The 12168-nt window shown below is 72.2% G+C and carries 14 protein-coding genes; 13 read left to right on the top strand and 1 reads right to left on the bottom strand.

The window, feature by feature from the left end; translation table 11 throughout:
• The first annotated feature begins 225 nt into the window (after positions 1–225).
• The 12 genes from AB0D14_RS34105 (at position 226) to AB0D14_RS34050 (ending at position 10832) form a co-directional block, all read left to right on the top strand.
• Complete coding sequence (locus AB0D14_RS34105; RefSeq protein WP_362786828.1) at positions 226–522, top strand: WhiB family transcriptional regulator; 297 nt, start codon at positions 226–228, stop codon at positions 520–522.
• 192 nt (positions 523–714) lie between these two features.
• Complete coding sequence (locus AB0D14_RS34100) at positions 715–915, top strand: DUF5999 family protein (RefSeq protein ID WP_362786853.1); 201 nt, start codon at positions 715–717, stop codon at positions 913–915.
• Positions 916–1035: 120 nt separating this feature from the next.
• Positions 1036–1407 (top strand): hypothetical protein, encoded by a 372-nt coding sequence (locus AB0D14_RS34095; RefSeq protein ID WP_362786827.1) that lies wholly within the window; start codon positions 1036–1038, stop codon positions 1405–1407.
• A 134-nt stretch (positions 1408–1541) separates the two neighbouring features.
• Complete coding sequence (locus AB0D14_RS34090) at positions 1542–3701, top strand: DUF2637 domain-containing protein (protein WP_362786825.1); 2160 nt, start codon at positions 1542–1544, stop codon at positions 3699–3701.
• Positions 3702–3986: 285 nt separating this feature from the next.
• Positions 3987–4502: a hypothetical protein gene (locus AB0D14_RS34085; RefSeq protein WP_362786823.1), complete on the top strand. Its 516-nt coding sequence runs from the start codon at positions 3987–3989 to the stop codon at positions 4500–4502.
• 3 nt (positions 4503–4505) lie between these two features.
• On the top strand, positions 4506–4706 hold the full coding sequence (locus AB0D14_RS34080) for a hypothetical protein (RefSeq protein WP_355982218.1): 201 nt from the start codon (positions 4506–4508) through the stop codon (positions 4704–4706).
• A gap of 132 nt (positions 4707–4838) precedes the next feature.
• A complete protein-coding gene (locus AB0D14_RS34075) occupies positions 4839–7157 on the top strand; it encodes a hypothetical protein (protein ID WP_362786821.1) in 2319 nt (772 codons plus the stop codon).
• 11 nt (positions 7158–7168) lie between these two features.
• On the top strand, positions 7169–7603 hold the full coding sequence (locus tag AB0D14_RS34070) for a hypothetical protein (protein WP_362786820.1): 435 nt from the start codon (positions 7169–7171) through the stop codon (positions 7601–7603).
• An 82-nt stretch (positions 7604–7685) separates the two neighbouring features.
• Complete coding sequence (locus AB0D14_RS34065) at positions 7686–8528, top strand: hypothetical protein (RefSeq protein WP_362786818.1); 843 nt, start codon at positions 7686–7688, stop codon at positions 8526–8528.
• The gene (locus AB0D14_RS34060; protein WP_362786816.1) at positions 8525–9979 is read left to right on the top strand and encodes a transfer protein; all 1455 of its coding nucleotides are present in this window, start codon (positions 8525–8527) and stop codon (positions 9977–9979) included. The genes AB0D14_RS34065 and AB0D14_RS34060 overlap by 4 nt, the downstream gene beginning before the upstream one ends.
• A 73-nt stretch (positions 9980–10052) precedes the next feature.
• Positions 10053–10244 (top strand): hypothetical protein, encoded by a 192-nt coding sequence (locus AB0D14_RS34055; protein WP_355982209.1) that lies wholly within the window; start codon positions 10053–10055, stop codon positions 10242–10244.
• 87 nt (positions 10245–10331) lie between these two features.
• The gene (locus AB0D14_RS34050; RefSeq protein ID WP_362786814.1) at positions 10332–10832 is read left to right on the top strand and encodes a hypothetical protein; all 501 of its coding nucleotides are present in this window, start codon (positions 10332–10334) and stop codon (positions 10830–10832) included.
• A gap of 87 nt (positions 10833–10919) precedes the next feature.
• Here the strand turns inward: AB0D14_RS34050 and AB0D14_RS34045 are convergent, their stop codons facing one another.
• Positions 10920–11114 (bottom strand): hypothetical protein, encoded by a 195-nt coding sequence (locus tag AB0D14_RS34045; RefSeq protein WP_362786812.1) that lies wholly within the window; start codon positions 11112–11114, stop codon positions 10920–10922.
• 113 nt (positions 11115–11227) lie between these two features.
• Between AB0D14_RS34045 and AB0D14_RS34040 the strand changes: the two genes are divergently transcribed.
• Positions 11228–12031, top strand: a complete 804-nt coding sequence (locus AB0D14_RS34040; RefSeq protein WP_362786810.1) for a hypothetical protein — start codon at positions 11228–11230, stop codon at positions 12029–12031.
• Positions 12032–12168: the final 137 nt, after the last annotated feature.

The following is a 12168-nucleotide window of genomic DNA, read 5'->3' as shown; positions in this document are numbered from 1 at the left end:
AGCGCGAGGACCTGTCGAAGAAGAACAGCGAGCAGAACAAGCGGTCGGAGAACAACCGCCGCTGACCGATCCCCCGGCATTGCCCGTCGTCCCCGCGCCCTCACGGGCGGGGTCGGCGGAGAGCGTCGGGAGCTCACCCTCGCTCCGGCCATCCGGCCGCCACCACGCAAACAGCCCCGGGGATGCACCCCCGGGGCTGTCGTACGGACCTTCTGGGAGGCCCTGATGAACAGTTCCATCGTACGCACCGCCTACTACGGCGCCGACACCACGGAGATCGTGGAGAGCCCCCGCGCGCTCTGCGCCAACGAGGACCCCGAGCTGTTCTTCCCGATCGGCGACACCGGCCCGGCGCTCCTCCAGGAGGACGAAGCCAAGGCTGTCTGCCGTCGCTGCCCGCTGATGGAGTCCTGCCTCCAGGGCGCCCTGGAGCGGAACGAGAACTACGGCGTGTTCGGCGGACTGTCCGCGAAGGAGCGCCGTTCCCTCAAGCGCCGCGCCGCCCGCAACCGCACCGCCTGACGGGAGCGGCGGGCAACTTCCGGCCCGCCCCGCAGTACCGCCGCACAACGGCTGTCCGCACGACGGGCGGCCGACCTTTTCGCACGTCTCCAGCCCGGGACAATCCCGGGATCGCTTCCTCCCCCGCAGGAGAGCCCCATGGAAAGCAGCCACCAGCTCGACACCGCGACGACCCTCACCGGCGCCTCCCGGATGCCGGACTCGGAGTGCAGGCACACCCCGAGGTGCCCGTCGGCCGACAGCTCGGACCGCGAGGCCGCGCAGGTCGTGTCCGCTCACCCGGAGCAGGGCTGGAGCCTGTTGTGCAATGCCCTGGTGCTCTTCGAGGACACCGGTGAGCTGCTGCCCGACGGCCAGATCATCGCCCCGCACCGGCCCCTCGCCACGGTCTGACGGCTGCCTGATCCGCCCGCACCGACCGCCGAACTCCGGCGGCCGGGACGGGCGGTGACTGAGAGCCGGACAGCCCGGACGCCCGGCGCCGCGCCGGTGCACGCGATATGAGGAGAGCCCGTGGCACAGCAGCAGATGCAGGCCGTCCAGCCGAAAACCACCTACATCAAGGGCGACATCGTCCTGTTCCGCAACGTCGAACGGTTCTGGCTCGGCAAGCCCGGTCACACCTTCGTCGGCCGGGTGGAACGCTCCTGGCGGCACGTCGACACCGGCAAGGTCCTCTACGACCTGACCGAGCTGGGCAGCCTCAGCTACCGCGCCGGAATCGACCCCGACTACATGCGGCCCCTCCCGGCGACGGACGCGATGCACGACATCGACACCGCGCCGCTGAACGAGCCGGACACCGGGGCGATGACCCCGGCCGCCGTCGCCTGGCTGCGCCAGCACCTCGTACAGGACGCCGCCGCGCTGCCCGCCCGGCGCTGACCACCCAGCACAACGGCCCTCCGGGCCCCCGGCATTAGAGCTGCCGGGGTCCCGGAGGGCCTGGTCACGACCCTACCCACCGCCGTAGATCCACGGTGCCCTCTGCACGGAGGCGCCCGGAAGAGAGGAACCCCGTGGCCACCAAGCCCGCCACCCGCCGCCGGCGCCAGCCCGCGGCGAACACGAAGCCCCGCAACGGGCGCGCCAAGGCGACGCCGCCGCCGGCCTCCATCCCCGCCCAGGCCGCCGCCCCCGAGGAAGAGGAGAGCGTGCCGCTGGTGTACCCGGAGGCCGACCCGGTCCCGGCCGACGCCGCCGACCGCGCCGCCGACCTCCGGGACCAGGCCGCCGACGACGTCGCGCGGATCCTCGCCGACGGCAAGGTGCGCGCCACCGAGCTGCTGGACGGCGCCCGCACCGAGGCGGCCTCGATCACCGAGGCCGCCACCGCGGAGCAGTCCCGCCTCCTGGCCGCCGCCGCGACGGACGCCGACCAGGTCCGCACGGAGGCCGCCAGCACCGCGGCCGCCGACGCCGACCAGGTCCGCGCCGCCGCCGAAGCGACGGCGGAGCAGCTGCTCGCCGACGCGCGCCGCGACGCCGACACTGTCACGACGACGGCGACCGGCAAGGCCGACCAGATCCTCGCCGACGCCAACGCGGCTGCCGAGCAGCTGCTCGCCGACGCCAACCGCCGGGCGCAGGAGGTCACCACTACGGCGGCCGCGCAGGCGGAGCAGGTCCGCACCGAGGCCGCGAAGGCACTCGCCGACGCGGAGACCGCCCGCACCGAACTGCTGGCCGGTGCCGAGCGCACCGCGGCTGAGACCCGCACCCGCGCCACCACCGACGCCGAACAGGTGCTGGTGCGGGCGCGGGGCGAGGCCGACCGGATGCGCGAGAGCGCGGACGGCCAGGCCGTGCAGGTGAGGGCCGGAGCCGAGAAGGTGGCCGCCGGCCTTCGTGCCGACGCCGACCGCGCCCTGGCCGACGCCCGCACCTCCGCTGAGGAGCTGCGGACCGCCGCCGACAAGGACGTCGCCCGGCTGCGCGAGCAGGCCGAGACAGACGCGAAGACGGCCCGGGAGGCAGCGGCGAAGGCCACGGCCGACCAGGCCGCCGCCGCCCAGGACCGTGCCGAAGCGGACCGGGTCCTCGAGGCGGCGACGCAGCGCACCGTGCAGCGGGCGAGGCGCCGGGAGATCCGGACCGAGTCGCGCGCCGCACGGCGCAAGGCTCGCAACGACGCCCGGCCCGCCGGGGGTGTCCCGCCGCTGTCCGGGCAGGAGCTGGTGCTGGTCGTGGCGATCGTCCTGGCGGCTGCGACCGTCTCCACCCTCGGGCTGCTCTCCTCCTACACCGCGTTGGAGACCAAGGCCGCCTCCTGGGGCTGGGACTGGCCGTGGCTGCTGCCCGTCGGTATCGACGTCGCGATCCCGGCGTTCACCGGCGCCAGCCTGATCCTGATCCGGATGGGCATGGAGCTCCGCTGGATCCGGTGGGTGCCCCGGGCGCTGACGGCGGTGACGGTCTACCTGAACTGGCAGGCGTCGTCCACCGCCGGCGGCCGTCTCGGGCACGCCGCCCTCACGCTGCTGTGGGTGATCTTCTCCGAGATCGCCTCGCACGTGTACGGCACGCGGATCGGCGCGGTCACCGGCAAGAAGCGGATGGAGACGGTGCGGCGCTCGCGCTGGATCCTCGCTCCGATCCCGACCGCTCGCCTTCGCCGCCGGATGATCCTGTGGGAGATCACCTCCTATGAGGAGGCGCTCACCCGCCTCCAGGAGCAGACGTACCTGCGAGCGCAGCTCAAGGAGGAGTACGGGTGGCGGTGGCGGAGCAAGGCTCCGCTGGAGCAGCGGATGGCGCTCAAGCTCGGCAGCGCGCCCGCCGCGCTCGCCGACACGCTCACCCCCGAAGACGCGCTCACGGTCGAACGGGTGGAGGAGAACGAGCACGCTCACCCGGACATGAGCGCGCTCACCTCGGGCGAGGTTCGCGGTGAGCGTGAGCGCCCGGCGCTCACCTCCGGCGCTCACGAGGGTGAGCGCGCCACGGAGGATGACGACGCTCACCGAGCGGAGGGCGCTCTTTCGCGCAGGGAGAGTGACGCGCTGACCGAGCGCCGCCACGCTCGCATCCGTCTCCTCTACACCGAGCTCGGGCGCCGTCCCGAGTGGACGGAGATCCGCGACGCGCTCACCGACGCGGGCCTGTCCGACACCCCGGTCTCCCGCCCGACCGCCCAGCGCCTGCGCGCTCAGGTCGAAGAGGCCACCCCGAGCGCGTAGGTGAGCGCCCGGTGAGCGCGTCGCGCTCGCCCAGTGAGCGCCGATGCGCTCACGCCCTGGCAGAACTCCTGCCGCTCATGGTCGCCACCGGCCCGCGCTCACACACCGAGCGCGGACCGGTGACGGCCACGGCCGGCAGGCCGCTCGCCCGCACCCCGCCCCGAGCGGGACGCGGGCGAGCCGCCTCGTACCGAGCACGATCCCGGCCCCGCACGCACGCCTCGGGGACACGGACCACGAACCCCATCCACCCCTCCCACCCCCCGAGACCTGGAGGTCTTCCCCATGACCGAGAACAACAGCCGGTGGACCTCGGACCACCTGATGAAGCCCGGCGGCACGGCCCTGTACGGCGCCCAGCAGCGCGAGCGGCTGCGGCAGATGGCCGACGAGGTGAGGGCGCTGCTCAACGAGTACCGGGCCGACCTGGAGAACATCGAGATCGAGGGCGACAAGCCCTTCGCGGCCCGTATCCGCGCCTATCTGGCATCGCGCCCGCTGGCGAAGCTCGAAAGCGACCTGCGGGACGCCGTGAATCACGCCGGAAAGCTCGATGCGGAATTCCAGAAGCGGTTTGTCGAGCTGCCGAAGAAGCGTGAGGCGAACGCGGAGAAGAAGGAGCTGGAGAAGGCCAGGAAGAAGGGCCTGAACAACGCCCGCGCGGTCAGCACCGCCGGGCAGCTCAACGGCCTCTCGAACGCCCTGACCGAGCCGACCGGCGACGGGAAGACGGTCGCGAAGAAGACCGGCACGGACGGTGGCGATCACACCTTCCTGGACTTCCTGGAAAAGAGGGCCTGATAAGTGGCCGTGCAGCTCTCGAAGGGCCAGACGGCGCGATGGAACAAGCGCCTGGCGGAGACCGAGACGAACAAGGCGCGGGCGACCGCGCTGTGGGACCTGTCCCGCATCCTGGCCGGCACCGACGACGCGGCCTGGGCCGACCTGGTCGTGCTGCTCCAGGGCTGGACGACCAGGCGGCAGGGCCAGCAGCCTTCGCCGTAACGCTCCGCGCTCATCATCACTCATCATCACCGCCTCACTCCGTGAATCCGGGGGGCCCATCATGCGCGCCTATACGCGCGCGTGAGGGCCCCCGGGTTGTCACGCTGGGTGACTGATCGAAGGAGACGGCCGATGGCCGACGACGACGCCGGGGGAACCGTCTACGGCTTCCCCGGCGGGCTGACGATCCCCGGGCCGGTGGGCAGCACCGCGCCGCCGCCCGGGGCCGCCGCCCCCACACTGCCCGCCCTCCCCGCTCTCGCGCCGCCGCCCTCGCTGCTGGTCGCGGGTAATCCCGGAGTCGGCAGCGGAAATACGACGACCGTGAACGCGGACCCCGGAATGCCGGACAGTCCGCAAGGGTCGGGAGTCGCCGCCATGTCGGTGGTGATGATGGCCGGTATTACCGTCGCCGCAATGCGCGGTGCATGGAATGCGGCGGCCTATTTGAGGGCCCGTCATGAACACCATCGGGCAATTGCGGATCAGCAGCGGGCGGCGGCCGATAAAGCCTCTGTCGGGGTGGAATCGGCCCGGCAGAAAGGCCGGTTGCAGTCCGGTCCGGAATTCGGGCGCGGCACCCGCACATCGGGCGGGGGTGGCGGCCGGACGAATTCGGGAAAGAATTCACCGCCCAGCACGTTCCGGTCCTCCGGCGGCTCCAAGACGCCGGGCGGCTCCGGAGGCAAGGCGCCCAGCAAGACGCCTGGCGGCGGCTCTGGCGGCCGTACGCCCACGCTGGGCAGCGGAGGCCGGGGAGGCGGCGGCGGAGGTCGCAGGAACGCCCTGGAGACCTCCGGGGGAAAGGGCGGTGGAAAGGGCGGTTCCGGGGGTGGAAAGGCCCCGACAACCGGCACGAAGAACGGTTCCGGGGGCCTCTCCGGGGCTGTTCGTGACCGTGCGGCGGACCGGGTCCGCAACGGCCCCAAGCCGAAGACGCCGACGCCGACGAACACGCGCACCCCGGGAGTCCGGGACGCCGTCCGCGACCGTGCCGCCGACCGGGTCCGCAACGGCCCCAAGCCCAAGACCCCGACGACCGGAACGTCCGGCGCGGGCGGCAAGGGGACGACCGGCACGACCAAGCCGGACCGCGGCCCCCGGGTCCGGGACGCGGCGCGGGCCCGGGTCGCCGACCGCATTACCACCGGCGCCTGGACGCCGACCGGCCGCAAGCCGGTCGACCTCACCAAGAAGGGCTCGGGGTCGTCGGCGACGCCGGCGACGATCCGGGGCGCGCTGCGGCACCGGACGGTCGGGCGGATCCTCAACGGCAAGAAGGCCAAGCCTGATCCGGCGACGCCGCCGAAGGTGGACTTGACCAAGAAGCCCAAGACCGGCACCAGCGGTCCGGGGGCGTCGGCGACACCGACGACGATCCGCGGCGCGCTGCGCCACCGCGCTGTCGGCCGGATCCTCAACGGCAAGAAGCCCAAGCCCGATCCGGCCGCCGCAGCGGCCCCGGCGAGCCCGAAGGTGGACCTGACCAAGAAGCCCAAGACCGGCACTCCCGGCGCGGGCGGCACGGCGGCGACACCGAAGGTCAGCCTCACGAAGAAGCCGAAGCCCGGCTCGGGCGGCACCGCCGGCCCCGGTGGGACGGCCCCGAAGGTGAACCTGCGCAAGAAGGTCCGGCTCACCAAGAGGCCGCGCAAGCCCGGCTCCGGCCCGGCCGCCACCGGCGGCACGGGCACGACCGGCCCGAAGTCGACCGGGCCGACCAGTACCGGCCCGAAGCCGAAGGCCGACAAGTCCCGCACCCGCCGCGGCTGGTGGGAGCGGGCGAGCTCCCGCCGCTCCGGACGCTCCGAGCCCGACCCGCCCAGCTCCACCAGCTCCGGCACCACGCCGGGGCCGGGCGCAGCACCGGGCGGGGGCTTCGGCCCGCCCCCGGGCTGGGGCTACGCGCAGGGAGCGACGATCACCGTCGACCAGGTCGGCGGTGAGGGCTGGACCGCCCGCCGCAAGGAGAACCGCCGCGCGGCAGGCGTCCCGGCCGGGGCCATCCCCGCATCACGAACAGGAGGAACCGGAGTGACCGTGCCCGTCCCGACGCGAGCACCCAGCACCCAGTACGCGGACAGCGACCTGACGATCTACGACGTCATCGACTCCGACGCCGACATGGCGGAAGAGATCATGGCGGGCGTCGACGAGGCCAACGCCGCGGCTGAGGGCTGCGAAAAGATGATGACGAAGCTGGAGGCCCTCCACCAGAAGATCGTCGACCTCAAGGTGCCTGGCGTCCTGGAGGGCTGGGTCCTGATCCTCGCGGAGAAGGCCGTCAGCGTGAAGGCGAAAGCGGAGGCCCTGGCGGAGAAGCTCCCCGCCGCCTCCGAGGCCATCCGCACCGCCGGTGAGAACGCGGAGCGCCGCCACAAGCCGCTCGCCGACATCACCCGCGATCACGGCCACGCCGCACCCGCTGAGCGCGACTACCACGTCGAATAGGAGAAACCCACGTGTCTGATCTCGTTCCCGTGATCGGCGGAGCCCTCGCCAAGACGGGCTCCGTCATCGTCGGCGCGGTCCGCTTCGGCATCGTCGTCGCGCAGCTGACCGCCGCCAGCGCCACCATGATGGGCCTGTCCAACCAGGTCCGCTCCACGTTCAAGTACGTGGAGGACTGCGCGAGTTCCGTCGACCGGCTCGCCGACCTCGCCGCGTCAAAGGCCGTCGACCAGTCCACCGTCAACGAGCACCGCGAGGCGGCGACCGTGATGCGGGACTGCAAGGACGAAGCCGAAGCCATGGCCGTGGAGTGCGAGGAGATGTCCTCGCTCTTCCACGAGACCGCCGACGGCCACATCGCCGACTACGGCGCGGTCGCGGACGCCGCGAACAACATGCCCGACGGCATCGAGATGGCCGACCGCACCTTCTACAGCAACCGCTGACCCACCCCACCCCGCACCAAGGGCGGCGAACCCCACCACGGGTTCGCCGCCCTTCCCCATGCCCTTGAAGGAGAGCCCACCGATGATCCGCCTCGGACCCCTGCGCGGCCGCTTCGCCCTCGCCCGCAACGCCTTCGGCCGCGTCGCCACCGTGGCCGGCACCGGCGCGCTCGCCACCGGCGCCTTCACCCACGACTTCTACGGTCCCTCCGTCCTGGCCGCACTCGGCTGCGCCGGATGGGGCGCCCTGTGGTCGATGACCCTGCCGCGCGACGCGGTCGGCAACACCGCCATGGGCCTCTACCTGGCCCCCTCGGTGTCGATGGCCGCGCTGCTCACCGCGCAGCGCATCGTGCCCGGCATCGACTGGTACTGGCAGCTGCTCGCAGACGCCGGCTGGAGCGCCGTCGTGCTGTACGTGCGCCCGGCCCGCATGGCCCGCGTCCTGGTCGGCCGCGAGAAGTCGCTGACCCCGCAGGCCATCGAGCAGACGAAGGAGCTCCTGGTCCAGGACACCGTCCAGGCCGGGCCCCAGCACCCGATGGCCGCCTTCTGGGCGGCCAACGTCGCCATCGAGGACGGCGCAGCCCCGAACACCGTGCTGGAGCAGATCGAACGGACCGGTGACGACTCGATGAGTGCCGTCATCCGCTCCACCCTTCCCGGCAAGCCGGTCCCCAAGATCGACCTGCTGGAGCTGTCCGCGGCCATCAACTGGCCCGAGGACGACATCGCCATCACGCCCGTGCCCCGCCAGGGCGCGGGGGTCCGCCAGCTCACCGTCGGCCAGGCCCCGGAGCAGGCCCTGGACCTCTACACCGCCTGGGAGAAGCTCATCGCCCCCAAGGGCATGCCCGGCACGGTCATCACCGCGATCCGCACCGTCGACATCCCCGACGAGGACCCCAAGGAGCTCCCCGCATGAGCAGGATCTTCGAGCTGACGGTGGAAGCGCCGCCCGGCGACATCATCAGCTACCACCCGATGCGCCTGGCCGACGCGCTCGGCATCAAGGACGTCAACCGGCTCGCGGTGGAGACCAACGGCACGTCCAAGGCCCTGGTCACCATCTACCCGGACGACCCGCTCGCCCAGGTCATCCTGGCCGACCCGCAGATGCTGCTCATGGACTCCAAGGGCCGCATCTACATCGGCCGCTACCACAACGGCCGCCCCTCCCTGCTGCGCCTGTACGACCCCAAGTCCGGCTCCGCGCAGCGTCTGCTGCTGTTCGGCACCACCGGCGCGGGCAAGTCCACGGCCGGGCAGATCATCCTCGCCGCGATGAAGCGGTCCGGGATCGCGGTGCTGTACGCCGACCTCAAGGGCGGCCAGTCCGCACCCGAGGCATTCGGGCAGACCGGGCCCGGCTCGGACGGCAATGTCGCCTGGCGGGTCACCACCCAGGAAGGCACGATGGCGCAGCTGCGCACGACGTGGCTGACCATGATGGACCGCCAGGACCGCTACTCCAGGATGGGCCGCTCCAAGTTCCTCATCGGCCGCCCCGACCCGCTGATCTACCAGATCGTGGACGAGGCCAACCGCTTGTTGGAGAAGGGCGCGCCCTACCGCGACGAAGCGACCTTCTACATCAAGGACATCGGCCGCACCGGCCGCTCCCTGGGTATCGGCATCGGCCTGTTCGCGCAGGCTGGCCACCTCGAGGAGATGGGCGGCAGCGACACGCTGCGCGCGATGTTGAAGGAAGGCGAAGTCGTCCTGCTGCGCTGGACCAGCTCGATGATGAAGCAGTTGGTGACCGACGGCCTGCTGCCCACCGGCCAGGTCCTCGCCCCGATCCCCAAGTACGCGGGCGAAGTCGACCTCATCAGCCAGTTCGACGAGGACCACGAAGACGACGACCTGCCCGGCACCCAGGGCACCGCGTACAACGTCAACGGCCGCTACCCCTCCAGCAAGATGCGGTTCTGGAACATCGGCTCCGACATGCCCACCGAGGGCCTGGACCCGGAGATTCTGGAGCTCTACGGCCCCGGCGCACCGGCGGAGATCGAGCAGGACGCCTGGGACCTCATCGGCGACGCCTACAGCCAGCGCCTGGACGGCATGGAGGCGTACCGGGCCGTGTTCCCCGAGCCCGAGGAAGACGAGGACGGCGAAGGCGGCGGCGGGGGCGGGGGCAAGAAGAAGAAGGGTTCCGGCGGCTCCGCCGGCACCCGGGCCGCCTCCCCCGTTCCGGCCGCGGCGACCAAGCCCCGCGCCCGCACGCTGCGCGACCGCGTCCAGGCCGTCCTGGACGCGCACGACGACCCGCTGGACGCGCTCCAGGTCCTGGAGCTCGTCAACGAGGACGGCGGCCGCACGGTCCAGCTCGGCAGCGTCCGCAACACCCTGACCACCCTCAAGAAGTAACCCCCTCGCCCTCCGGCCGGGCCGGGCCTCGCGCCCCGCCCGGCCGCCGGCCTTCCCGAAGGAGTTCCCCGCCGTGGCGCTGACCGTTTCCCTGGTCGTCTTCGCCGGAATCATCGTGCTGGTCCTGCTGCGCACCGGCTACCTGCGGCTGTGGCCCGCGTTCGCCGCCGCCCTGTTCGGCTTCACCCTCGCCTCCACCGGCATCGCCCCCGCCATCACCAGCGGGATCAGCAGCGTCACCGGCTGGATCAGCAGCTTCGGATAACCCCGGCTCCTCCCCCGCTCCCCCGCCCTTCGCGCCCTCCCCGCCACCACGGCCGGGAGGGCGCACCCGTCCCGAACGGAGAACACTATGGACTTCCACCCCACCACCGGCCGCCCGATGTCCGACTCCGAGGCCGCCGTCGAAGCCAAGCGAATCCTCGAGGCCGAATTCCGGCCCGAGCAGCCGGTACGCCACTTCCCCACGTCGTTCCGCGACGACACCCCCGTGCCCGCCTACGGCAGCGCCCCGCCCGTCCATCAGGACGACCGGCGGATCGTGCCCGCCTGGGCGGCCGGGATCGCTGTCGCCTCCATCGGCGTCGGAGCCGGAGTCACCGGCATCGGCTGCGGCGCCTGGCTGGTCCTGCAGGGCCTCGCCTCGGTCACGCTGACCGGCGTCCTGATGGTCACCCTGCCGTTCGCCGGCCTCGCCATGGCCGCCACCGCGATCGGCGGTGCGATCAGCCGTGCCCGCTCCGCCGTCACCACGAACGTCTACGAGGCCCCGGTCACCATGCGGACCGAGATCAACAACAACACCACCACGCGCGGCATGTTCTTCGCCTGCACCCGCAACGACGTCCGCTGAGCACCGGGCACCCTGCGTCGTACTCGAACCCCGCCCGCACGGCCGGGAGTCGAGTACGGCGCAGGCCGCCCGGAGCAGCCGACGCGATCAGTCGTCGTCCAGATAGATCAGCAGGCGGCCGTCCTCATCGACCTCCGCCTCATAGATCACGCCGTCGACGACCGCGTGGTCGACGACCACCTCGTAGTCGTCTTCGTCGTCGATCCACAGCATGCCGTCGTCGTCCGTGAACGCCGGATAGATCACCCCGTCGGCGATCACCGAATCGAACTCGACTGACATCGCGCCCCCTTGCTGCTCCCTGGCCTCGCCCAAGCCTGTCGCACCCAAGGCCCCGGCAACAGAGCCATTCCCATCCCGTACGCAGCGTCACCGCCTCGAAGGAGAAGCCGACCGTGACCGACCACAACGACCGCACCCCGCACATCCCCGGCCAGCGCCAGGAGCAGCCGACCGACAACGGCCAGGACCTCAACTTCCCGCCGCCGCCCCCGGCGTCGCTCGATGCGAAGGAGCCGCGGCTGGAGACCCTCCGCGAATGGTGGGACGGCGCCTGGGATGACGGCGGCTTCCTCCACGACCGGTGGGAGGACCTGCGCCGCGCTCCCGAGCTCGGCTGGCACTCCATGGCGAACTGGGTGAAGGCAGCGATCGGACTCGCCGGGATCTCCCTCGTCATCCTGCTGCTGGACGGCGCGACCGACGTCCTGGCCGACGCGCTGCACCGGCTGCTGACCGCCGTGCCGCGCGTGCAGGTCGGTGCCGACACCTCCAACGGCGTCTTCGCCGTGGTCGACCAGCCGATCCGCTCGTACATCGCGGCCCACACCGCTTCGCTCGCGATCAGCGGATCCACCGTCTACACCGTCTGGCAGCTCGCCGGGCTGTTCGGCCTGATCGGCGGCTTCGCCGGAAGCACCGGAGCCCGCTTCACCTGGACGGCCTGGGGCGCGGCCAGCATCGCCATGGTGTGGAGTGCCGCACCCGCCGACGGCCGCACCATCGCCACCGGGCTCGCCGTCCTCGCCTGGACCGCCGCCTCCGCGCTCGCGCTGCGCGGGCTGAGCCTGCGCCCGGCGTTCTTCACCCACATCCACAACGCCGGTCACCAGATCGAGCCGCACATCCACCTTCCGGCCCCGGCCGCCCCGCCCGCCGAAGAGACCCCGGACAACGTGCACCCGCTCCAAAAGCGCTGACCCGTCGCCCTGCCTGGTCCTCGCCCGCCCCGCGCGGGCGAGGACCGTACAGGCCGCCCGGCCACCCGCCACACCCCAGCCCCGCCCCGCCCGCGGACCTTCTGCCGGCGGGGCGCAGCACTGCCCGCCATCAACCC

Origin of the sequence: Streptomyces sp. NPDC048484, from assembly GCF_040651415.1 — a bacterium.
Classification (GTDB): domain Bacteria; phylum Actinomycetota; class Actinomycetes; order Streptomycetales; family Streptomycetaceae; genus Streptomyces.
Note: the sequence above shows the minus strand (reverse complement) of the source record. Positions and strands in the feature narration are given on the sequence as shown.